General features: G+C 63.6%; 20 protein-coding genes. 7 read left to right on the top strand and 13 right to left on the bottom strand.

Annotated features, from left to right (window positions below):
- The first annotated feature begins 3 nt into the window (after positions 1-3).
- The 4 genes from EP237_RS07915 to EP237_RS07900 all read left to right on the top strand — a co-directional run bounded on the left by EP237_RS07915 (position 4) and on the right by EP237_RS07900 (position 5,736).
- Positions 4-2,448: a GcvT family protein gene (locus EP237_RS07915; RefSeq protein WP_127559871.1), complete on the top strand. Its 2,445-nt coding sequence runs from the start codon at positions 4-6 to the stop codon at positions 2,446-2,448.
- Complete coding sequence (locus EP237_RS07910; protein WP_127559869.1) at positions 2,445-3,287, top strand: isocitrate lyase/PEP mutase family protein; 843 nt, start codon at positions 2,445-2,447, stop codon at positions 3,285-3,287. The genes EP237_RS07915 and EP237_RS07910 overlap by 4 nt, the downstream gene beginning before the upstream one ends.
- A complete protein-coding gene (locus EP237_RS07905; RefSeq protein WP_127559867.1) occupies positions 3,271-4,815 on the top strand; it encodes a trimethylamine methyltransferase family protein in 1,545 nt (514 codons plus the stop codon). The genes EP237_RS07910 and EP237_RS07905 overlap by 17 nt, the downstream gene beginning before the upstream one ends.
- 69 nt (positions 4,816-4,884) lie before the next feature.
- On the top strand, positions 4,885-5,736 hold the full coding sequence (locus EP237_RS07900) for a crotonase/enoyl-CoA hydratase family protein (protein WP_127559865.1): 852 nt from the start codon (positions 4,885-4,887) through the stop codon (positions 5,734-5,736).
- On the opposite strand, the gene EP237_RS07895 is transcribed toward EP237_RS07900, so the two are convergent.
- The 10 genes from EP237_RS07895 to rpsT all read right to left on the bottom strand — a co-directional run bounded on the left by EP237_RS07895 (position 5,733) and on the right by rpsT (position 15,926).
- A complete protein-coding gene (locus EP237_RS07895; protein WP_127559863.1) occupies positions 5,733-6,158 on the bottom strand; it encodes a rhodanese-like domain-containing protein in 426 nt (141 codons plus the stop codon). The genes EP237_RS07900 and EP237_RS07895 overlap by 4 nt on opposite strands.
- A gap of 122 nt (positions 6,159-6,280) precedes the next feature.
- Positions 6,281-6,874: a class I SAM-dependent methyltransferase gene (locus tag EP237_RS07890; protein WP_240661570.1), complete on the bottom strand. Its 594-nt coding sequence runs from the start codon at positions 6,872-6,874 to the stop codon at positions 6,281-6,283.
- A 100-nt stretch (positions 6,875-6,974) separates the two neighbouring features.
- Positions 6,975-9,392 carry a DNA topoisomerase (ATP-hydrolyzing) subunit B gene (gene gyrB / locus EP237_RS07885; RefSeq protein ID WP_127559858.1) on the bottom strand — a complete coding sequence of 806 codons (2,418 nt, stop codon included), beginning with the start codon at positions 9,390-9,392 and terminating at the stop codon, positions 6,975-6,977.
- Between the two features lie 125 nt (positions 9,393-9,517).
- Positions 9,518-10,138, bottom strand: coding sequence for a LysE family translocator (locus EP237_RS07880; RefSeq protein WP_127559855.1), 621 nt, complete (start codon positions 10,136-10,138; stop codon positions 9,518-9,520).
- Positions 10,139-10,147: 9 nt separating this feature from the next.
- Positions 10,148-10,681, bottom strand: a complete 534-nt coding sequence (locus EP237_RS07875; RefSeq protein ID WP_127559853.1) for a GNAT family N-acetyltransferase — start codon at positions 10,679-10,681, stop codon at positions 10,148-10,150.
- Positions 10,671-11,114 carry a VOC family protein gene (locus EP237_RS07870; RefSeq protein WP_127559851.1) on the bottom strand — a complete coding sequence of 148 codons (444 nt, stop codon included), beginning with the start codon at positions 11,112-11,114 and terminating at the stop codon, positions 10,671-10,673. Before EP237_RS07870 ends, EP237_RS07875 begins: the two co-directional genes overlap by 11 nt.
- On the bottom strand, positions 11,111-12,229 hold the full coding sequence (gene recF, locus EP237_RS07865; RefSeq protein ID WP_127559849.1) for a DNA replication/repair protein RecF: 1,119 nt from the start codon (positions 12,227-12,229) through the stop codon (positions 11,111-11,113). The genes EP237_RS07870 and recF overlap by 4 nt, the downstream gene beginning before the upstream one ends.
- A gap of 68 nt (positions 12,230-12,297) precedes the next feature.
- Positions 12,298-13,416 (bottom strand): DNA polymerase III subunit beta, encoded by a 1,119-nt coding sequence (dnaN, locus tag EP237_RS07860; RefSeq protein WP_127559847.1) that lies wholly within the window; start codon positions 13,414-13,416, stop codon positions 12,298-12,300.
- Between the two features lie 223 nt (positions 13,417-13,639).
- Positions 13,640-15,028 (bottom strand): chromosomal replication initiator protein DnaA, encoded by a 1,389-nt coding sequence (gene dnaA, locus EP237_RS07855; RefSeq protein WP_127559845.1) that lies wholly within the window; start codon positions 15,026-15,028, stop codon positions 13,640-13,642.
- A 631-nt stretch (positions 15,029-15,659) separates the two neighbouring features.
- Positions 15,660-15,926, bottom strand: a complete 267-nt coding sequence (gene rpsT, locus EP237_RS07850; RefSeq protein WP_127559843.1) for a 30S ribosomal protein S20 — start codon at positions 15,924-15,926, stop codon at positions 15,660-15,662.
- 202 nt (positions 15,927-16,128) lie between these two features.
- Between rpsT and EP237_RS07845 the strand changes: the two genes are divergently transcribed.
- From EP237_RS07845 to EP237_RS07835, 3 genes are read left to right on the top strand one after another with little or no spacing between them, the layout of a single operon-like run.
- Positions 16,129-17,181: a pyridoxal-phosphate dependent enzyme gene (locus tag EP237_RS07845; RefSeq protein ID WP_240661569.1), complete on the top strand. Its 1,053-nt coding sequence runs from the start codon at positions 16,129-16,131 to the stop codon at positions 17,179-17,181.
- Positions 17,178-18,317 carry a M24 family metallopeptidase gene (locus EP237_RS07840; RefSeq protein ID WP_127559839.1) on the top strand — a complete coding sequence of 380 codons (1,140 nt, stop codon included), beginning with the start codon at positions 17,178-17,180 and terminating at the stop codon, positions 18,315-18,317. Before EP237_RS07845 ends, EP237_RS07840 begins: the two co-directional genes overlap by 4 nt.
- Entirely contained in the window at positions 18,317-19,054 is a 738-nt protein-coding gene (locus EP237_RS07835) for a maleate cis-trans isomerase family protein (RefSeq protein WP_127559837.1), read from the top strand. Before EP237_RS07840 ends, EP237_RS07835 begins: the two co-directional genes overlap by 1 nt.
- A gap of 77 nt (positions 19,055-19,131) precedes the next feature.
- Here EP237_RS07835 and EP237_RS07830 read toward each other — a convergent pair whose 3' ends face one another.
- From EP237_RS07830 to EP237_RS07820, 3 genes are all read right to left on the bottom strand, one after another.
- Positions 19,132-20,991, bottom strand: coding sequence for a YML083C domain-containing protein (locus EP237_RS07830; protein WP_127559835.1), 1,860 nt, complete (start codon positions 20,989-20,991; stop codon positions 19,132-19,134).
- A 150-nt stretch (positions 20,992-21,141) separates the two neighbouring features.
- A complete protein-coding gene (locus EP237_RS07825) occupies positions 21,142-22,170 on the bottom strand; it encodes a fatty acid desaturase (protein ID WP_127559833.1) in 1,029 nt (342 codons plus the stop codon).
- 124 nt (positions 22,171-22,294) lie between these two features.
- Positions 22,295-23,071, bottom strand: coding sequence for an enoyl-CoA hydratase (locus tag EP237_RS07820; protein ID WP_127559831.1), 777 nt, complete (start codon positions 23,069-23,071; stop codon positions 22,295-22,297).
- Positions 23,072-23,114: the final 43 nt, after the last annotated feature.

Here is a 23,114-nt window from a genome sequence, read left to right as displayed (position 1 = left end):
CAGATGTCAAAGATCCCATCCCATGCCCGCGTCGTCATCATCGGTGGTGGCGTGTCCGGCTGCTCGGTCGCCTACCATCTGGCGAAACTGGGCTGGAAAGACATCGTCCTGCTGGAACGCAAGCAGCTGACCTGCGGCACCACATGGCATGCGGCGGGGCTGATCGGGCAGTTGCGCGGCAGCCAGAACGCGACGCGGCTGGCGAAATATTCCGCCGATCTCTACGTCAAGCTGGAGGCGGAGACCGGCATCGCCACGGGCATGCGGCAGAACGGGTCGATTTCCGTCGCGCTGACCGAGCATCGACACGAGGAACTGCTGCGGCAAGCCACGCTGGCGCGCGCCTTCAACGTCGATGTGAACGAGATCGGGCCCGACGAGGTGAAGGCGATGTATCCGCACCTCAATGTCGGCGACGTGGTCGGCGCGGTGCATCTGCCGCTCGATGGCCAATGTGACCCGGCCAATATCGCCATGGCCCTGGCCAAAGGCGCGCGTATGAACGGCGCCAAGGTGATCGAGGGCGTGAAGGTCACGGACGTGACGCAGGCCGATGGCAAGGTCACGGGCGTTGACTGGGACAGCGGCGACGAACAGGGCCATATCGTGGCCGATCTGGTGGTCAATTGCGGGGGCATGTGGGGCCGCGACCTAGCCGGTCAGTCGGGCGTCACCCTGCCGCTGCATGCCTGCGAGCATTTCTACCTGATCACAGAGCCGATCGAGGGGCTGAGCCGCCTGCCGGTGCTGCGGGTGCCGGATGAATGCGGCTATTACAAGGAAGACGCGGGCAAGATGATGCTGGGCGCGTTCGAACCCAAGGCGAAGCCCTGGGGCATGGACGGGATTTCCGAGGATTTCTGCTTCGACTCGCTGCCCGAGGATTTCGACCATTTCGAGCCCATTCTGGGCATGGCGATGAACCGGATGCCGATGTTCGAGACGGCGGGGATTCACACCTTCTTCAACGGGCCGGAAAGCTTCACGCCCGATGACCGCTACTACCTTGGTGAAGCGCCGGAGCTGCGCGGGTATTGGGTTGCCGCCGGGTACAACTCCATCGGGATCGTGTCCTCGGGTGGGGCGGGCATGGCGCTGGCGCAGTGGATGGAGGATGGCGAGCCACCTTTCGACCTGTGGGAATCCGATATCCGCCGGGCGCAGCCGTTTCAAAAGAACCGCAAGTATCTCAAGGAACGGGTCAGCGAAACGCTCGGGCTGCTCTATGCCGATCACTATCCCTATTTGCAGGTCACGACCTCGCGCGGGGTGCGCCGGTCGCCCTTGCATGAGCACCTGAAGGCGCGCGGCGCGGTGTTCGGGGAAATGGCCGGGTGGGAACGGGCCAACTGGTTCGCCTTCGACGGACAGGAACGCGAATACCGCTATGACTGGAAAGGCCAGAACTGGTTTGCGAACCACAAGGCCGAACATATGGCGGTACGCGAGGGCGTGGGCCTCTTTGACATGACCAGCTTCGGCAAGATCCGGGTGGAGGGGCGCGACGCGCTGGCCTATCTGCAACGGCTTTGCGCGGCTGACATGGACGTGGCGCCGGGCAAGATCGTCTACACCCAGATGCTCAACAATCGCGGCGGCATCGAATGCGATCTGACCGTCACGCGCCTGTCTGAGACCGCGTTTTTCCTCGTGGTTCCGGGGGCGACCCTGCAACGCGATCTGGCCTGGCTGCGGCGGCATCTGGGGGATGAATTCGTGGTCATCACCGATGTGACGGCGGCGGAGGCTGTGCTCTGCGTCATGGGGCCGAAATCGCGTGAATTGATGCAGGCGGTCAGCCCCAATGACTTCTCGAACGAGGCGCATCCCTTCGGCATGGCGCGAGAGATCGAGATTGGCATGGGCCTGGCCCGTGCGCATCGCGTGACCTATGTAGGCGAGCTTGGGTGGGAGATTTATGTCTCCTCCGACATGGCCTGCCACGTGTTCGAGGCACTGGAAGAGGCGGGCGCCGATCTGGGCCTGAAGCTGTGCGGGTTGCACACGCTGGATAGTTGCCGGACCGAAAAGGGCTTCCGCCACTTTGGCCACGATATCTCGGATGAGGATCACGTTTTGGAGGCGGGGCTCGGCTTTGCCGTCAAGACCGACAAGGGCGATTTCATTGGCCGTGATGCGGTGTTGAAGAAACGCGAGGACGGTCTTCAGCGGCGGCTGGTGCAGTTCTTGCTGGAAGACCCCGAACCGATGCTGTTCCACAACGAGGCGGTGATCCGCGATGGCAAGATGGTCGGCTACCTGACCTCGGGTAATTACGGCCATTATCTGGGCGCGGCAGTGGGGCTTGGCTATGTGCCCTGCGAGGGCGAAAGCGCGGCGGATGTGCTGGCATCCAGCTACGAGATCGAGATCGCAGGCAAGCGGCACAAGGCGGTTGCCAGCCTGAAGCCGATGTATGATCCCAGGGCCGAACGGGTGAAGGCATGACGCTGGCCGCCCGCCACGACCGGTTTGCAGAACTGCATGGCGCGGGCTGTTTCGTGATCCCGAACCCATGGGATGTGGGTTCGGCCCGGATGATGGCGGCCATGGGCGCGCAGGCATTGGCCACGTCCTCGGCGGCGCAGGCGTTCACCCTTGGGCGGCCCGACATGGGCACGATCACAAGGGACGAGGCGCTGGCCCATGCGGAAGATATCGTTGCGGCGACCGGCCTGCCGGTGTCGGGCGATTTCGAGAACGGCTTTGCCGATGACCCCGACGGCGTGGCCGAGACCATCCGGCTGGCGGCGGAGGTGGGGCTTTCGGGCTGCGGGATCGAAGATACGCAGATGGTGACGGGCAACCCGGCCTATGAGTTCGATCTGGCGGTGGAGCGTATTCGGGCAGCCGTTGCCGCGGCCCGCGCCCTTGGGCGGCCCTTCGTGCTGGTGGCCCGCGCCGATGGCGTGATGAACGGGGCCTATGATCTGGCCGAAGGCATCCGCCGCTTGCAGGCGTTTGAAGTTGCGGGGGCCGATTGCCTCTACCTGCCGGGTCCACCGGGCAAGGCAGAGCTGGCGCAGGTGCTGGCCGCTGTCTCTGCGCCGGTCAATGCGCTGGCCGCTGGCCCCTTGCAGGACATGACAGTGGCCGAACTGGCCGCCATGGGTGTGCGCCGGATTTCGACCGGCAGCCAGATCGCCCGCGTGACCCATGCCGCGATCCGCGATTGCATGGGCGCGATGCTGACAGAAGGACATTTCGAGCCGCTGAAACAGTCGGCCTCGGGTGGTGATATCGACGTTCTGCTGAACAAAGGAGTGGCAGATGCAAGAGGCAACTGAATCCAAATCCCGCGCGCGCCGCTCTGGCGGTCGTGCGGCCCGTAAGGCTCTCCGCTCATCCCCGGTTGCGGAAAGCGACCGGTCCATTCGGCCGGGCATGCCCGGGGGCACCTACAAGCCGCTGAGCGATGCCAGCATCGAACGCATTCACAGGGCCGCGCTTCAGGCACTGGAAACCATCGGTCTGTCCGGGGCACCCGCGTCCGGCATAGAGATCCTGACCGGCGCCGGGGCAATGCTCGGCGATGATGGCCGGTTGCGGTTCCCGGCGGCTTTGGTCGAGGATGCCCTGGCCATGGCTGCGCGCGACATCACCCTTCATGCGCGCGATCCGAAGTTCGACCTGAACCTGTCAGGCACCAACACGCATTTCGGAACCGCCGGGGCGGCGGTGCATCTGGTCGATGTGGAAACCAATAGCTACCGCGAGTCCACCGCGCAGGATCTGCATGACGCGGCCCGGATCACGCAGGCGCTGGACAATATCCATTTCTTCCAGCGCCCCATGGTTTGCCGGGATATTCCTGACAACCTCGATATGGATCTGAACACCATCTACGGCGCGGTTGCGGGAACGACCAAGCATATCGGGACGTCCTTTTCCGACCCGTCCCATGTCGAGAAATGTTTCGAGCTGATCTACATGCTGGCGGGCGGCGAGGCAGCCTATCGCGAGCGGCCCTTCATCTCCAATTCCAACTGTTTTGTCGTGCCGCCGATGACCTTCGCAACCGAAAGCTGCGAAACGATGGAGGCCTGCATTCGCGGCGGAATGCCGATTCTGCTGCTGTCTGCGGGCATGGCCGGGGCCACGGCGCCCTCGACCATTGCGGGGGCGATCACGCAGGGCGTGGCCGAATGCCTTGCTGGACTGGTCTATGTGAACGCAATCGCTCCGGGGCATCCGGCGATCATGGGCACCTGGCCCTTCGGGCTGGACCTGCGCACCGGGGCCATGTCGATCGGGTCGGGGGAACAGGCGTTGCTGACGGCGGGTTGTGCCCAGATGCACCAGTTCTATGGTTTGCCCGGCGGCGCGGCTGCGGGAGCCTCCGACAGCAAGCTGCCCGACATGCAGGCAGGATGGGAACAGATGTGTTCCAACGTCATGGCAGGTCTGTCGGGCGTCAACATGGTCTATGAGGCGGCGGGGATGCATGCCTCTCTGCTCGGGTTCTGCCATGAATCGCTGATCCTCGGGGAAGACCTGATCGGCCAGGCGCTGCGCTGCGTGCGCGGGATCGAGGTGGATGACGAGACGCTGGCGCTGGACCAGATGGCCGAGGTCTGTCTTGGTGGGCCGGGCCATTATCTGGGCACCGACCGGACCCTGGCGCGGATGGAATCGGACTTCGTCTACCCCAGGCTTGGCAACCGAATGAGCCCCAAGGAATGGGCAGAGGCCGGCAAGCCGATGCTGCTGGAGAATGCGACAGCCAAGAAAAAGGCGATCCTTGCCAATGCACCAAATCTGGTGTCGCCGGAGATCGACGTCGCGGTGCGTCAGAAGTTCAACATCGTGATCTGACCTGCCACCTTGCCCTTTGCCTGCCCCTGCGCGACGCTGCCGGGGCAGGACGGCAAGCGAGGGTCAGACATGGCGAAAGTGCTTTATGAAAAAGACGGGCGGATCGGGCGGATCACTCTGAACCGGCCTGAAGTGATGAACGCCATTGACGACGACCTGCCGGGCGAGCTGGCGCAGGCGGTGGCTGAGGCTGACCATGACAGCGAGGTGCATGTCATGGTTCTGTCCGGTGCGGGCAAGGCGTTCTGCGCGGGATACGATCTTGCCCATTATGCGCAAGATCCCGACAACAAGATCACGCAGGACATGCCCTGGGATCCGATGCAGGATTTCCAGTTCATGTGGGCCAACACGCAGAATTTCATGTCGCTGTTCCGGGCGATGAAACCGGTAATCTGCAAGGTGCATGGCTTTGCCGTCGCGGGTGGGTCCGACATCGCCCTATGTGCCGATCTGACCATCATGGGCGAAACGGCGCAGATCGGCTACATGCCGACGCGGGTCTGGGGTTGCCCGACCACTGCCATGTGGGTGCATCGTCTGGGACCGGAGAAAGCCAAGCGGATGCTGTTTACCGGCGACAAGATCAGTGGCCTGGAGGCCGCTGAAATGGGGCTGGTGCTGAAATCCGTCCCCGACGACCGTCTGGACGAAGAGGTTGAGGCATTGGCCGCGCGGATGGCGTCGGTGCCGATCAATCAACTCGCCATGCAGAAAATGGTGATCAACGCGGCGGTTGAGGAACAGATTACCCGCACGCAGCGGCTGGCCACCGTTTTCGACGGGATCACTCGTCATTCGCCCGAAGGGTTGAATTTCAAGGCCCGCTCAGAGGCGGTCGGCTGGAAGCAGGCGGTGCGGGAGCGCGATATGGGCACCTTCGACTGGACGCTCAACCGCCCGATCAATCCCGAAAGCTAGGGGTGATAGGCCGCATCCCGCTGCCAGCCGTCGAAGCCCGATTGCATCACCACCACATTGGTCCGCCCTGCCACGCGCAGAGCAAAGGTCGCCTGTGACGACCGCGCGCCGGTGTTGCAGAACAGAATGGTCATTCGGTTGTCCGGAATCTCGTCAATCCGGTCCAGCACCTCGCGCCATTCGATATGGATCGCGCCGGGGATGGTGGCCTCGGCATGTTGCGCGGCACTGCGGGTGTCGACGAAGAGCGCATTGTCGAACACTGTCCGGTCGATCTGTTGCGGCAGGATGATGCCGGCGGTTTCCTCGGCGAACATCAGGTAATCCTGCATGGCTTCAATCGCCGCGTCCTGTTGGGCGAGGGCCGGAGAGGCCATTGTGATCGCCACGCCTAGCGCCAGGGTGCCTTGCCAATTCCGCATCTGATCACTCCTCCAGCAACGGTGTCGTGAGTATCTTACGCTGGAGTTGGGCGGGGGCCAAATTCCTTGCAAGGAATTTCAAAACTCTTGCAAGAGTTTTGCACGCCCCTTTCTCCGGATGTTCAGTTCGCAGGGGTCGCCGTGAACAGAACCTGCCCGCGCGGAAGCATGGTGCCGGATCTGTGAGCGGACCATCCGGTGTCCACCGCAATCTGTTCGATGTCTTCTGCCAACAGATGATAGGGTGCCTTCTGATCATGGGTCACGACCCCGTCGCGTTGCCGGAACGGCAGGGCCGCAAGGGTCAGATCAGGGGTAAGGAACACGGTGAACAGCAGCTTTTCCAGCAGGGGAAAGGCGCGCATGTTAGTCAGCGCCGCCCGCAGCCGGGCAATCCGAAGATGCGGGAAGACGGCGAAGGCGATGGCATGGGTGATGACCGGGGGAACGCCGGGGAAGGTGAAATCCCTATCGAGGATCAGGTGATCGAGCGGCAGCCGGGACGGATCGGCCAGTTCCACCGCGCGGCCCGCGAGCATGATCTCGCGCGAGGCATCCGTGGCCCAGTAGTGGCCCGGATCCAGATAATCCAACGCCTTGCAGCCGAGCCGCAGCGACCCGGCGCCGATATCCAGCAAGAAGTGATGCGGCTTCAGCCCGGCCTCCAGCAGCACCGCCATCTGGGCGCGGCCGGTTTCGTCCCACCGGCCGCCCACGATGTCGCGGTGACGGCCGGCGGCAATAGCGTTGTCGTAGAACCCGGGGGCCTCGTAGGGCGATTCAGGGCCGGAGAATGCAGGGGGCAGAGAACCCGGATCAGAAATCGAGGTTCTCCACGCTCAGCGCGTTCTGCTGAATGAATTCGCGGCGCGGTTCGACCACGTCGCCCATCAGCTTGGTGAAGATGTCGTCGGCCTCGACCATATCGTCGACCTTCACCTGCAACAGCGTCCGCGCCTCCGGGTCCAGCGTGGTTTCCCACAGCTGGTCGGGGTTCATCTCGCCCAGTCCCTTATAGCGTTGCAGGGTCAGGCCCTTTTCGCCTTCGGTCAGGATGGCATCGAGCAGGTCCATTGGCCCGTGAACAATGGTTTCACGGTCCTTGCGGGCCAGGTTGGCCGGGTCGCGATAGACGTCTCGGGTCTGCTTCGACACTTCTGACAGCTTGCGCGCCTCGCCTGAGCGCAGGACCGCCCCGTCAAGCGTTCGGATTTCCTCGACGCCGCGCAGGACGCGGGACAGGCGAATGCCGTGATCCTGGGTGATCCGGCCCTGCCAGCCGCGTTCGTATTCCAGCGCCACCTTGTCCAGTCGGGCCGCCACGTCATCGGCAACACGCTGAAGGTCGGCATCGGCGCGACCCGGATCGAAGGCGCCGGCAATCGCGGCCTGTTCCAGAATGCGGCGGGGGTAGTGGGTCGGGAAGGCCTCCAGCACGCGCTTGAAGCTGCGCGCGCCTTCGACCACGCGGGCCAGATCCTGCCCGGCGATCTCTTCGCCCGACTTCAGGCGCAGCACGGTGCCATCCACGCCCATCTGGATCAGGTAATCCTCCAGTGCCGACTGGTCTTTCAGGTACACCTCCGACCGGCCCCGCGCGACTTTGTAAAGCGGCGGTTGTGCAATGTAGAGGTATCCGCCTTCGATGATCTCCGGCATCTGCCTGAAGAAGAAGGTCAGCAGAAGCGTGCGGATATGCGCGCCGTCGACGTCCGCATCGGTCATGATGACGATCTTGTGGTAGCGCAGCTTGGCGATGTTGAACTCGTCCCGGCCAATGCCGGTGCCAAGCGCGGTGATCAGCGTGCCGATCTCCTGACTGCCGAGCATCCGGTCGAACCGCGCGCGTTCCACGTTCAGGATCTTGCCGCGCAGGGGCAGGACGGCCTGATTGTGCCGCGACCGGCCCTGTTTGGCGGACCCACCGGCAGAATCCCCCTCGACGAGGAAGATTTCGGACTTTGCGGGATCTTTCTCCTGACAGTCGGCCAGCTTGCCGGGCAGTGAGGCCACATCCATCGCCGTCTTGCGCCGGGTCAGTTCGCGGGCCTTTCGCGCGGCTTCGCGCGCCAAGGCGGCCTCGATGATCTTGCTGACGATGGTCTTGGCTTCACTGGGATGTTCCTCGAACCATTCCTGCAGCTTTTCGTTCATCAAGCCTTCGACGGCCGGTCGGACCTCGGACGAAACCAGCTTGTCCTTGGTCTGGCTGCTGAACTTGGGGTCGGGCACCTTGACGGACAGCACGCAGGTCAGGCCTTCGCGCGCGTCGTCGCCGGTGAAATTGACCTTCTCTTTCTTCGCGATGCCGGTGCTGTTCGCATAGAGGTTGATCGTCCGCGTCAGCGCCCCACGGAAGCCCGCCAGATGGGTGCCGCCATCGCGCTGCGGGATGTTGTTGGTGAAGGGCAGAACCGTTTCGTGGTAGCTGTCATTCCACCACAGCGCCGCCTCGATCTCGATATCGTCGCGGGTGCCGGTGATGAAAATGGGTTCTTCCATGGCGGAATGCTTGGACCGGTCCAGATAGCGGACGAATTCCTTGACGCCGCCTTCGTAGAACAGCTCGGACCGGAGCGGCTCTGCAGGGCGCAGGTCGTTCAGGATGATCCGCACACCGGAGTTCAGGAAGGCAAGTTCCCGCAGCCGGTTTTCCAGCGTCTTGAAGACATAGTCGAGATTGGAAAACGTTCCGGTCGAGGCCATGAAGCGCACCTCGGTGCCCTTCTCGCCATTGGCATCGCCGACCACTTCCAGATGCTTGACGGTGAAGCCGCCTTCGAACCGGGCGTAATGTTCCTTGCCATCGCGCCAGATCCGCAGGTCCAGCCAGTCGGACAGTGCATTCACCACCGATACGCCGACGCCATGCAGACCGCCCGAGACCTTGTAGGAATTGTCGTCGAACTTACCGCCCGCGTGCAGTTGGGTCATGATGACCTCTGCTGCGCTGACGCCTTCTTCCTCGTGGATGCCCACGGGAATCCCGCGTCCGTTGTCGCGGACCGAAACGGAACTGTCGGCGTGAATCGTGACGGTCACGGCATCGGCGTGACCTGCGAGGGCCTCGTCAATGCCGTTATCCACGACCTCATACACCATGTGGTGCAGGCCCGAGCCATCGTCCGTATCCCCGATATACATACCGGGGCGCTTGCGGACTGCCTCCAACCCTTTGAGAACCTTGATGGAATCCGCACCATATTCGGCGGGTGCCTGCGCGTTTTCGGCCATGTAAGACCCCTGTTTTTCTTGTCGGTTTCTTATACGTGGCGCGGCAGGCAATGTCACGGGTGCGGCACAAGATTTAGGTGTCTATTTGCGGTGTCCCGCGCCGATCTTGTTATCGGCCTGCGCCGTCAGGTCAGCGCGATGACAAGCGCTACCCCGATCAGCAGGCTGCCCGCGATCTGGTTGGTGCGCTTCAACGCACCGGGAGAGGTGATCAGCCGCCGCGCCCGGTCTACGAAACTGGCGAACATCAGGTTGCCCATCACCGGGACGGTCATGGAGATCGCGGCGATCACTGCGATATCTGGTCCTGTCAGGGCGGTCAGATCGAAGAAGCCGGGCAGCATCCCCATGTAGAACAGAACAGCCTTGGGATTGGCGAGGATCGCGGCCAGCCCGGCGACAAAGCCCGCCCAGGCACCCTTGCGGTTCAGGCGGCTGTTGGCCTCGATGCCCCGATCCGCATGGCGGATGATCAACAGCCCCATCAGTGCGAAAACCACCACGGCCAGCCAGCGCAGCAGCACCATGATGCCCGTGTAGGTCTGCACGACCCAGCTCAGGCCCAAGATGGCCACAAGGCTCCACGCCACATCCCCAAGGGCAACACCCAGGATCAGCGGCAGCGCCGCGCCGACCCCATGCGCCAGCGTCCGTGCCGCCAGCGCCAGCCAGACCGGGCCGGGTGTCAGGAACAGCACGAAAAGCGCCCCGGCATAGAGCGCCGCCTGTGCGATAGTGAGTGTCATGGGGCGTCCTCAGAACATCGGGCCCAAGAGGTCCAGCAACGCGTCGTTATTCCACGGCTCATCTTTCAGGGGAAGCACCATCAGCGAGGGTTCGCACCGCTCGTCAATGCGCAGCGTGCGCAACTCGTGCACGGCCATCAGGCGCATCTTGTTAGGCTTGTTCACAAAGCCAAGGCCCGCATAGAGCGGCCGTACCCCAAACAGCACCATGAACGCGGCGAGTGTCTTGCGCGATTGGGCGATCGCCTCGGTCATCAGGGACGTGGCAATCCCCTGTCCCCGGTGGCTATGGGCTGTGCCAACCTCTCCCACGCCGATGATCGGAACATGCTGCCCACCCATCCGAACCTCTCGCAGCAGCAGCGCGACATGGCCGACAACCTGGCCTTCGTCCCGCATGATCAGCCGCATGTGAAAGCGCTGCTTGTAGAAGGACCGGTTGTCATAACCGGTGTCAGGGCCGAACGCATCCGAGAGAAGCGCCGCGATTTCCTCGTCCTGCCTTCGTGTCAGGTCGATCTCGTGGATGGCTTCAATCTGCATCGCCAGGCTCCGGCAAGGTCAGAGAGCCGTCTGCATTCAGCGGCCAGTACGGGTTCATTGCCAGTTCCCACACATGGCCGTCGGGGTCCGCGAAATAGCCCGAATAGCCGCCCCAGAAGACCTTTTCCGGTGCCTTCAACGGCGCAGCCCCTGCGGCCAGCGCACGGGCATAGGCCGCATCAACCTCAGCCTCGGTCGCGAAGTTCTGGGCCAGCGTCGTGGCCCCGGTGCCAAGCGCTGTACCGGGCCGCCCCTGATCCTTCGCCAGATCCTCCAGCCCGAACAGCCCGAAGGCAAACCCGTTGGCCTGATAGAAGGTCACCGCCTCCTGGCTTTCGGGGTGCCTTTCCCAGCCAAGCGCCTCATAAAACGCCCGCGCCCGTGCCATGTCGGCAACGCCAAGGGTGACAAGGGTGATGCGTTGCGGTGTCATTGGTTACTCTCCCATTCCCGGACGGCGGATTGTCCGTCCGCTTCCGTGATCTCAAATGCCTGCGCCCGGTCGCCCAGTTCCGTGAACAGTTCCGGCCCGGTGCCGGTCATCCAGGCCTGCCCACCAAGCGCGCAGATCTCATCAAAGAGCGAAGCGCGCCGGCCTGCGTCCAGATGCGCCGCGACCTCGTCGAGCAGCACCAGTGGCGCGGTGCCGGTGTCCGCCTTCAGTGCGCGGGCATTGGCCAGGATCAGCGAGATCAGCAGCGCTTTCTGCTCCCCCGTCGAACACAGCCGCGCCTCGGTCTCTTTTACCGCATAGACGGCCCCCAGATCGCTGCGATGCGGGCCGATCAGGCTGCGCCCGGCGGCCATGTCGCGGGGGCGGGACTGCATATGGGCGGTGGCGAAATCATCCGCTGTCACCAGCCCCTCGCTGCCCTCGCCTTCGATCAGGGAAAGCTCTGCCACCGGAAAGGCGGTTTCAGCCCCCTCCTGCGCCGCAGCCAGCCGCGCAACCGCTTCGGCCCGGTGCCGGACGATCCGCGCGGCAGCCTCGGCCATCTGCGCCTCGACCGCCTCGAACCACATGGCGTCGCGCACCATGTCCTTGAGCATCCTGTTGCGCTCGCGCATGGCCTTTTCATGGGTCAGCACCGCCTCGCCGTGCTCGGGGAAAAAGCTCATGGTCATGCGGTCCAGAAACCGCCGCCGCCCCTCGGCCCCTTCGATCCAGAGCCGGTCCTGCGCCGGGATCAGCCAGACGATCCGCGCCAGCCCCGCCAGCGCCAGTTGCGGCTCGGGTTTGCCGTCGATCTTGAGGCTGCGCGATTGCCCCGCCTCGGCGCCTATCTCCAGCTCATGAAATCGCCTGCCGGTGACCAGCTCGGCTTTGATCTTCCAGCCAAGCGCCTCGGGCCTGCGCGCCATTTCCTCTGCCGCCGCACGCCGAAGCCCGCGCCCGGGCGACAGCAGCGACACCGCCTCGAGGATATTGGTCTTGCCCGCGCCATTGGGTCCAAAGAGCGCCACGGGCCGCCCATCCAGCGCCATCGCCGCCCGTCTATGGGAGCGGAAATGCGAGAGGCTCAGCGCCCGCACGTAAGTGCCCGCCATGCCCCTCTCCTTCTTCTTGGTTCAAATACTCCCGCCGGAGGCACGATTTTTGCAAAAATCGTTTTGCCTCACACGCGCATCGGCATCACGACATAGACCGCGCTTGTGTCATTGCCTTCGCGCATCAGGGTCGGGTCGCCGGAGGAATTGAACAGGAACACCGCGTTTTCGCGGTCCACCTGGCTGGCGATTTCCAGCAGGTATTTCGCGTTGAACCCGATCTCCAGCTTCTCGTCGCCATAGGCCACGGCCAGCTCTTCCTCCGCCGCGCCGCTGTCGGGGGCGTTGACGGACAGGATCAGCCGGTCTTCGTCGAGCGACAGTTTCACCGCGCGGGACCGTTCGGAAGACACCGTCGCCACCCGGTCCACGGCCTTGGCGAACTCGCTGGCGTCCACTTCCATGCGGCGCGTATTGCCCATGGGAATGACGCGGGTGTAGTCGGGGAAGGTGCCGTCGATGACCTTGGAGGTCAGGGTGATATCCGGCGTCGCGAAGCGCACCTTGGTTTCCGACACGGAGACCGCGATGGTCATCTCGTCATCATCCAGAAGCTTGCGTAGCTCGCCCACGGTCTTGCGGGGGACGATCACGCCGGGCATGTTTTCCGCGCCCTGCGGCAGGGGCATGTCCACGCGCGCCAGTCGGTGGCCGTCGGTTGCCACGCAGCGCAGCGCCGGGCCGTCTTCGCCCTGCGCCACATGCATGTAGACGCCGTTGAGGTAATAGCGTGTCTCCTCGGTCGAGATCGCGAATTTCGACTTGTCGAACAGCCGGCGCAGGTCGGGTGCCTTGGCGGAGAAATTGGCGCTGTATTCCGAGGAGGTCATCACCGGGAAATCTTCGCGCGGCAGCGTCGCCAGCTGGAAGGAGGAGCGGCCCGCGTTCACTTCCAACCGTCCAGAGGTGCCGTCGTCTGCGAGCTGCACCAGGGCGCCATCGGGCAGTTTGCGCACGATCTCGTGCAGGGTGACCGCCGAGACCGTCGTCGCGCCGGGGCGTTCCACCACGGCGGCGGTCTTGTCCACCACCTCGATATCGAGGTCAGTCGCGCGGAAACTGGCTGTGTCACCCTCGGCCTCGATCAGCACATTGGCCAGGATCGGGATGGTGTTGCGGCGTTCCACAACGGACTGGGCCTGCGATACGGCCTTGAGCAGCGCCGCGCGTTCGATACTGATTTTCATGTCCCTGGCTCCGACGGTATGCGGGGCGGTGAGGGTAGCCTGTCTGCCCGCAAGCACAAGTGTTTTTTCGAGTGTCCCCAATGCCGGGCCAAGGTCAATGGGGCGGGTGGAAAAAACGCGAGAAATGAGACGAGATGCCGGGTTTCGCCGCCTTACGGCGTCGACCCGGGCGGGGGCGCTGCCCCCGCACCCCCGGAGTATTTTCGCCAAGAAGAAGGGGCGATCAGGCTTCCAGCATGCGGCGCAGCAGTTCCGCGTCCTCGGCAATCTGGCTGTCGACCGAGATCAGCTCCTCGATCTTGCGCACGCCGTGCAGGATCGTGGTGTGATCGCGCCCGCCGAACTTGCGCCCGATTTCGGGCAGGCTGCGGGTGGTCAGCTTCTTGCACAGATACATGGCCATCTGCCGGGGCCGCGCGATGTTGCGGGCGCGGCTTGGGCTCATCAGGTCGGACTGGCGCAGGTGGTAGTGTTCGCAGGTCTTCTTGATGATCTCATCCATGGTGACCTTGCGGTCAGACGCGCGCAGGATGTCGGACAGGCATTCCTGCGTCAGGTCCATGGTGATTTCGCAGCCGATCAGATCGGCGAAGGCAAAGAGCCGCGTCAGCGCGCCTTCCAGAACCCGGACATTGGACGAAATGCGATGCGCGATGAACTCCAGCACGCCGGGCGCGATGGTCAGGTCGGGGGTGCGCTCGCGCTGTGCCTCGACCTTTTGCTGCAGGATGCCGAGCCGGAGTTCGTAATCCGTGGGGTGCAAGTCGACGACGAGGCCGCATTGCAGGCGGGAGGCGATGCGATTGTCGAGCTCTTCCATATCCACGGGCGCGCGGTCGCCCGAGATGATGATCTGCTTGCCCAGTTCCACCAGCGCGTTGAAGGTGTGGAAGAATTCTTCCTGCGTGGAGTTCTTGCCCGCGATGAACTGCACATCATCGACCATCAGCACGTCGATCGACCGGAAGACCTCCTTGAAAGACAGGGTGTCCTGATCGCGCAGCGCGCGGATGAAGCGGTACATGAACTGTTCCGCAGACAGGTAGATGACCTTGAGATCGGGCTTGTTGTTGCGCAACTCCCACGCGATGGCGTGCATCAGGTGGGTCTTGCCCAGGCCGACGCCGCCGTAAAGAAACAGCGGATTGAACGAGACCGGGCCGCCCTCTGCCACGCGGCGCGCGGCGGCATGGGCCAGTTCATTGGGTTTGCCGACGACGAAATCGGAAAAGGTGAAATTGGGGTTCAGGGTCGATTCCGGCAGGTCATGGGCGGTGGTGGCCGCCGGTACGGACCGCGCGCTGTGCTTGGCCGGCTTGAGCGACGGCTTGGTCACGGACTCGACCTGCTGCGCGCCGTTGGCCCTGCCTTGCGCATCGACGGCAAACTCGATCCGATCCACCTCGGCCCCGGCGGACATCATGTGCCGCAGGATCACGTCACCGAAATGCTGAGACACCCATGTGCCGATGAAACTGGTGGGCACGACCAACTGTGCGGTGCGGCCTTCGATCCCCTCAAAGGTTATCGGCTCGATCCAGGCCGAAAAATTGTTCTTTCCCACTGATTTCAGCAGTTCGCCCCGAACGTGTCCCCATTCGTCGTGTGTCATCCTGTTCCCGTCATTCTTCTGACACGGTCCTTTGCGGACCTGTGCGGGCGATCCGTTTGCCGCCCTAACCCTTTGCCTTCACGACCCGCACAAGCCCGCGTCGCCCTGCGCAAGACTGATGCGGAAACCGCACCTTGCCCCGCCATGCGCAAGGAAGGGAGACAGCCTTAATCGGCTGATCGGTTCCCCCACCTGAAAACATCGCTGAACCGCCCGGCTCTGATGGCCGATTGGTGATTCGTGCGACTATTCGCAGGTTGGAGGTCTCCGGACATGGTCATCGGCACCGGCTTGGCGCCGACAGATCGATGACACGCCCTGAAAATCGAGACACGGACCAAACCATGTCAGATCGTCAGGCCTCAGGTGCGGTATCAGGGATATGTGTCCCCTCAAGAGAGTCGCCTCTCAGCCATTCCGCGCCCGATGTCCCCCCAGACTATGTGAATCGCTGAGACCCAAGCTAGCGGGACTCTGACGGTGCTCGCAACGAAACTTCGCGCTTGACTCTGAGCTTACTGAAAACGAATCCGGCGGGCCCATTCTAAGGGTGCCGAGAACAAGGAAATTTCGCCAAATAAAAAAGGCGCCCCCATGGGACGCCTTGTTTTCAAGGTGTTGCAGCCTTGCCTCAGGCGCCGAGCGCTTTCACGCGGGCCGACAGGCGAGACATCTTGCGAGCAACGGTATTCTTGTGCAGCACGCCCTTGGTCACGCCGCGCATCAGTTCGGGCTGGGTTTCACGCAGGGCGGCGGTGGCGGCGGCCTGATCGCCGGATGCGATGGCTTCTTCCACTTTGCGCAGATAGGTGCGGATGCGCGAACGGCGGGCTTTGTTGACGGCGTAGCGACGCTCGTTCTGGCGTGCGCGTTTCTTGGCCTGAGGCGAATTTGCCATGTATCGGTTCCCTTCGTGGGTTCAATGTCTAACGGTTAGCGCTGAAGGCCCACGACCAAGGGTTCGATACCGGTCGAATCCGGCCAAAGCGGGCCTCACGCGCATGTCTGGCGGCGCTATTAGGCCAAACCTGTCGGAAAGGGAAGACCTAAAGCGGTCAAGCCCGTTAGGGTGGCACGAGTTTATTAGCCGAGGGGATACCGTGCAGCATCTTTCCAATCCGTTCCGTGGCCTGGGCCTGACGAATCTCTCTGGTGCCCCGGCACCGTCCACCGATGCAGAGGCGGTGGCAAAGTTGTTGGCCCAATGCCCGGCCCATGCAACCACGCCGTTGACGTCTGCCCCGGATCTGGCGGCGCGGGCCGGGGTCGGTGCGCTTTGGGTCAAGGATGAACGGGGCCGGATGGGGCTTGGAAGTTTCAAGGCGCTTGGTGCGGCCTATGTCATTGCCTGTGATGCGGTGGCCATGGGGGCAGAGGATCTGTCGACCGCTTTGGCAGGCCGCACCTACATTACCGCAAGTGCGGGCAATCACGGCATGTCCGTGGCCGCAGGGGCGCGGATCTTCGGGGCGCGGGCCATTGTCCATATCGCCGAAACCGTGCCGGAAAGCTTTGCCGAACGGCTGCGCGCCATGGGAGCCGAGGTTGTGAGGGCCGGGGCGGACTATGAGGCGTCCATGGCACTGGCGGCGGAATCGGCTGAAACGAACGGCCATATCCTGCTCTCCGACAGTTCCTGGCCCGGCTACATGGACCGCCCGCACCGGCTGATGGAGGGTTATCTGCAGATGGCTGCCGAGGCACTGGATGACTGCCCCGAGCCGCCCACCCATGTGTTCCTTCAAGCGGGTGTTGGCGGGCTCGCGGGCGCGGTCGCGGCTTTGGTGCGCAAACGGCTTGGGGATGGCCCGCGTGTCGTGGTTGTGGAACCGGACGCCGCGCCTGCAATCTTCAATTCGATCAAGGCGGGGGGATTCGTCACCACGACCGGGCCCGTGTCCGCCATGGGGCGGCTCGATTGCAAGGAGGCATCGCTGATCGCTCTTACGGGCCTGTCGCGGGATGCCGATGACTTTCTGCTGATCACGGAAGAGGAGGCCGCTGATACTCTGGCCCCGATGGCTGCGGAAGGGCTGGAAGGCTCCGAATCCGGGGTCGCGGGCGTTGCGGGGGTATTGGCTGCGGACGCGGCTTCGCTTGGTCTTGGCCCGGAGTCCCGCGTGCTGTGTTTCCTGTCGGAGGGGCCTGAATGACGCGCGGTTTCCCCGAGGCGGAATTTGCCGCCCGCGTCGCCCGTGCACAGGCTTTGATGGCCGAGCATGGCCTGGCGGCGCTGCTGCTGACGACGGAACCGGAGGTGCGCTATTTCACCGGCTACATCACCCGCTTCTGGGAAAGCCCGACGCGGCCCTGGTTCGTGGTGCTGCCCGCCAGCGGCAAGCCGATTGCAGTGATCCCCGCCATCGGGGCGCCCGTGATGGCCCGCACCTGGATAGAGGACATCCGTACCTGGCGCGCACCCGATCTGATCGACGATGGCGTCAGCCTGCTGGCAGAGACGCTGCGCGAAGTTGCGGGCGACGGGCCGGTTGGGCTGCCCATGGGGCATGAGACCCATTTGCGGATGCCGCTTGCGGATTATGCCCGGCTTGGGGCATCGGTGAGTCTCGTTTCTGATCAAGGGATTATGCGCTCCCTGCGGCTGGTGAAATCCGAGGCGGAGATCGACAAGATCCGCACTGCCTGCGCGGTGGCGGGCCGCGCCTTCGACCGAGTGGGCGAGATCGCCGCGCCGGGCGTGCCGCTGTCGCAGGTCTTCCGCCGGTTCCAGATGCTGTGTCTGGAGGAAGGCGCGGATTGGGTGCCTTACCTCGCAGGCGGCGCGGGGCCTTTGGGATATGACGACGTGATCTCACCTGCCTCCGATACGCCCTTGGCTGTGGGGGATGTGCTGATGCTGGATACCGGGCTCGTCGTGGACGGGTATTTCTGTGACTACGACCGGAATTTCGGGATCGGGGAGGTCGATCCGCGTTGCCTTGACGGGCACCGGACGCTGATCGAAGCTGTTGATCGCGCAATGGACATCGCGCGTCCCGGTGCGACGGCGGCGGATCTGTTTCATGCGATGGACAAGGTTCTGACCGGCGGCGCGGGCGGGTCAGAGGCCGGGCGCTATGGCCATGGGTTGGGGATGCAACTGACGGAATGGCCCTCTCTCATTCCCGATGACCACACGGTTTTGCAGCCCGGAATGGTGCTGACGTTGGAGCCGGGGGTGGAGATCGCGGATGGTCAAGTCCTTGTTCACGAAGAGAATATTGTCATTCGAGAGACCGGGCCGGAGCGGCTTTCCCCCTTTTCGGCCCCAGACTTGAGGATCCTGTGATGCAGTTCACCTACGACCTCGCCCCGCAACTGGGCACCCGTGCGACGATCGGGCTGATCAGCCTGCAATCGGACGAAACGGTGGAACATGACATGCGCCGGATTCTTCCTTTGGATGGAGTGGCTTGCTATGTCACTCGGGTGCCGAGCGGGCAGGAAGTGACCAATGACACATTGGCCGAGATGGAGGGAAAGCTGACCGGCGCGGCGGGGCTGTTTCCGGTGCCTGCGCAATTCGATGTCGTGGGCTATGGCTGCACTTCCGGCACCTCTGTCATCGGTGCCGATGTGGTCGCTGGAATGGTGAAAAAGGGCTGCAAAACCAACGCTGTAACGGACCCGCTAACAGGGCTGATCGCGGCGTGCCGGCACCTTGATGTCAAGCGTCTGGTGGTCCTGTCGCCCTATGTGGCAGCGGTGAATTCTTCGCTGATCACAGCACTTGGGCGCGCCGGAATCGAGGTGGCTTTGTTGGGCACGTTCAACGAGGAACGCGAGGAGTTCGCCGCCCGGATCGCGCCGAATTCGATCGCAGATGCGGCGGAAGAGCTTGCAAAACAAGGGGAATTCGATGCGCTCTTCCTGTCCTGCACCAATCTGCGCACGCTTGATGTGATCGACCGGATCGAGGCCACGACGGGCCTGCCGGTGCTGTCGTCCAATCAGGTCATGGGCTGGCACATGACGCAGCTGGCGGGGGTGGAGCCGCTGGCGCGGTTCGGACGTCTGATGCGCTGAGAACCGGCGAAAACAGGGGGGCGCCCCCCGTACACCGGGCGTACACCCCCTGTACACCCCCCGTACATACGAAACCGCTATTCGAAGCGGCAGGCGCAGGCCGTCTGGTGCAGAGTGCGGAAGTCGGTGCGGATGCGATAAAGCTCGGCCTCCAGCCCCTCATAGCGGTCGCGCAGCTGTCGCAGGTAGGCCGCGAGCTCGACCCACCCAAGGGCCGCGCCCATCTGGATGCGGACGGTCTGATAGCTTTGGATTTCGCTGCCCGTGTTCCAGATCGATGTGGCGATGCTGACAGGGCCGAGAAGCGACCGCGTGGCCTGCGCCCGTGCGGCGTGGCTGGTGATCGACAGCAGACCGTAGAACCCCGCGTTGTAAAGCGCGCGGTAGATCGGAACGAAGAGCCGTTCGCCGGGATAGAGCTCTTCGCCGAAGCGGTTCGGGTCTTCGGGCATGTCGATATGCCGAAGCAGGCCACTGGATTCCGCCTCGGATTGCGCAAGCGCCTCGTAGAAGGCGCGCGATTGCTGGTCACGCTCCCGCGCGGCGGCGTCGTAAAGCGCCTCGATCTCGGCGCGGGCTTCGGACACGGTACGGAACAGCTGCTCCAGCTCTGACAATTGCACGGTGACGACGGGGATATCCTCGGAGGACGCGGGGCAGGCGCGGTCAAAGCTGCGCAGTCCCTCCAGCGCTGGGCTGTTGGCGGCGATCATCCGCCCGATCTCCAGCAGGCGGTTGTCGGGGCCCCGGTTGGTGGCGGCCTGCCGGGCGATCAACGCGGCCTGTTCTCTGGGGCTCAGGTCTTCGAATTCGGGCGGCGGCGTGGGGGCGGGCCAGCCGTTTTGCAGGATTTCGGCCAGAGATGGCCCGGCTCTCTGCGGCACCGGCGCGCGATAGGTCAGCCGCCCCGGAAGGTCGGGGCGCGGCGCGACGTGGGCCAGCACCGCCAGCCGGTGGGACCAGTTGGCAGGCGGTGCCGGATCTTCGAAGAAAGCGGCCAGCCCCTCGGCCAGCGCCGCGTTGCAGGACCGGAAGGGCAGCGCGATTGAGGCGGGCGGTAGGTCGATCTGGGTTTCACCGAGGGCGATGGCGGTGCCAGTGACGGAGATTGTGACGTCCCGGTCATAAGGCGCGGGCAGGGTTTCGGGCGCGGTGGCGGGACGCAGCGGGATGATCAGGCGGAGCGGCGCCCCGGCAGGAAGCTCTGCGTCGCACTCCATGCGGTCTGCGTTTGGGACGCAGCGGGTTGTGGCGGCACCCTCGACCGGCTGAAACATCGCGCCGGGGGCGGATAGCTGCAGCATGACCGTCATCCCTTCGGCGCCCGTGGGATTGCCGACTTCGAGCAGCACCGACGGCGCGGCGGCAGACTCGGGCCAGGACCAGGCCAGCGGCGGGGTCAGGTCCGGCGGGTTGTGCAGGGTCAATGCGACGGTGGCCTGCAATCCGGGGAGGCGGAAGGGCTCTGGCCTGTCTTCGACCATGATCTGCACAAGGTATCCGGCGGGATCGAGCCCGGAGGCATCCACCGCCTGCTGTGTCGGTTGGTGAAGCTCGAACGAGAACGGGAAAAGTGGCGACCCCTGCCAGTTCGCTTCGGCTTGCAGATGGGCAAGGATCTCGGTCGCTTCGCGGATGCGTGCGACCATCGGTCGTTGGATCTGATCGTAATCTGCGTAGGCCGGACCGGGAAGGCTGTCGCGGGAGGCGTAGAGCAAGGCATTCGCTTCGATCATGTCGCGCCAGGCGGCAAGATAGGCGTCGGCGACGGCCGGATCGGGGAAGGCGGAGCGGAAGCTTTCCAGGTGGTCGAGCGCCTGCGAGAGCCCGTCGAGCTGGTAGAGCAGCCTGTCGGTCTGGGCGCCGCTCGATGGGATTTCATCTGCGGCGATAGGGGCTGCAAGCCAGAGGATCAGAAAAAGCGCGCGCCACAGCATGAGCTGTCTCCGCCGATCACAAGCATCGGGGAAATCCTAGCACGACCAACGGAAAATCCCAAAAACCCGGCGCATTGGTGAGGCGAGGCGCGCCGCACCTGCGCCGGGGGCACAGCTTCCGTGCATAGGGACGGCCGGTTTCGCGTCAGATCAGCGGGCGCGGGCCTGCGCGAAGGACAGCAGCCGGCGGCTTTGTTCATCCCACAGATGCAGCCGCGCATTGGCCAGGCTTTCTCGGACCGTCATCCGGTTGCGGCCTGCCAGTTCGGCATGATCGCGCAGCACCTCTGGCAGCCGATAGAACGGGATGCGGCTATAGAGGTGATGGACGTGGTGAATGCCGATATTGGCGCTGAGCCATTGCAGAACCGCAGGCAGCACGTAGTGGGAACTGCCGTTCAGGGCGGCGTCATGGACCTGCCAGTTTTCCTCGGCGTCCCACTGGGTGGTTTCGAACTGGTGCTGGACATAGAACAGCCAGACCCCGGCGGTAGCGGCCAGCAGGGTCGAGGGCAGGAAGATCAGCAGGATGGGCATCACGCCCCCGAAATACAGCATCAGGCAGAGGCCGATCAGGATCGCTGCATTGGTGCCCATGGCGCTGATCCAGTATTTCGCACTGGCCATCAGGCCAAGCGGCAGCCGGTTCTGCACGAAGAACAGGTATCCCGGCCCTAGGCCGAACAGCACAACCGGGTTGCGGTAGAGCCGGTACATCGCGCGGTGAAACGGCGATAGCGCCTTGTATTCGGCAACGGTCAGCGTGTGCACATCGCCGATGCCACGGCGCGTGAGGTTGCCGGAATTGCTGTGGTGGATCGAATGGGTGCGCCGCCAGACGTCATAGGGCGTCAGCGTCAGAACCCCCAGAACCCGCCCCAGCCAGTCGCTGACCGTGCGGTTGTTGAAGAACGCGCCATGGCCGCAATCGTGCTGGATGCAGAACAAACGCAACAGGAAGGCGGCGTTGACCGAAGATATGGCCAGGGTCAGCCAGTAGCTGACGGACAGCGACCACCAGGCCAGAACCCAGAGCGCCAGGAACGGGCCGATTGTGATGGCAAGTTCATAGGTGCTGCGTGATGTGTTCGGTTCCCGGTATTTCGCCAGAACCTTGATCCAGTCGCGCGCCGCGCGCAGTTCAGGCTGATGCCCGGTAAGTTCAGTGTGATCGGACATGAGCCTGCATATTTTTTCTGTGTCTGATGACCCCATACACCAGGAATAGGGGTTCGCCTATGACACATTACGACACTGGCGCGAAAACACGTCCAGGTCCCCGCTTTCGCGGGGAGAACAGGGATCAGCGGTCGCGGAACTGGGCTTCGCGCTTTTCGAGGAAGGCGGCCATGCCTTCTTTCTGGTCTTCGCTGGCGAACATGGAATGGAACAGGCGGCGTTCGAATTTCAGCCCTTCGGCCAGCGTGGTTTCGTAGCTGCGGTTCACCGCCTCTTTCGCGGCCATGGCAGAGATCAGCGATTTTTCCGCGATCTTGGCTGCCGCGCCCATGGCTTCGTCCATCAACTTCTTGGCGGGCACCACGCGGCTGACGAGGCCCGAGCGTTCGGCTTCCTCGGCATCCATGAAACGGCCGGTCAGGTTCATGTCCATGGCCTTGGATTTACCCACGAAGCGGGTCAGGCGCTGGCTGCCGCCCATCCCGGCGATGACGCCCAGGTTGATTTCCGGCTGGCCGAACTTGGCGGTGTCGGACGCGATGATGAAATCGCAGGCCATGGCCAGTTCGCAACCGCCGCCAAGCGCGTAGCCCGAGACGGCGGCGATGATCGGCTTGCGGATGCGGGTCATCCGGTCGGAGGCGCTGGCGAAGAGATCTTCGGAGAAGACCTCGGTAAAGCTCTTGTCCGACATCTCCTTGATGTCGGCCCCGGCGGCGAAGGCCTTTTCCGACCCGGTGATGACCACGCAGCGGACCTTGTCGTTTCCATCGGCGCTTTCGAGCGCATCGCAGAGTTCGGCCAGAAGCTTGGTGTTCAGCGCATTCAGCGCATCCGGCCGGTTCAGCTTGATAAGGCAGATATGCTCTTCGATCTCGACGATCAGGGTCTCGTAGGCCATTCGGTGCGTCCCGGTATTGTTGTCCCTCGGATGCGCAGGGTTA

The sequence above is a fragment of the Nioella ostreopsis genome, assembly GCF_004000255.1.
In the GTDB taxonomy this organism is placed as follows: domain Bacteria; phylum Pseudomonadota; class Alphaproteobacteria; order Rhodobacterales; family Rhodobacteraceae; genus Nioella; species Nioella ostreopsis.
This window is presented reverse-complemented; position numbering and strand designations above follow the sequence as displayed.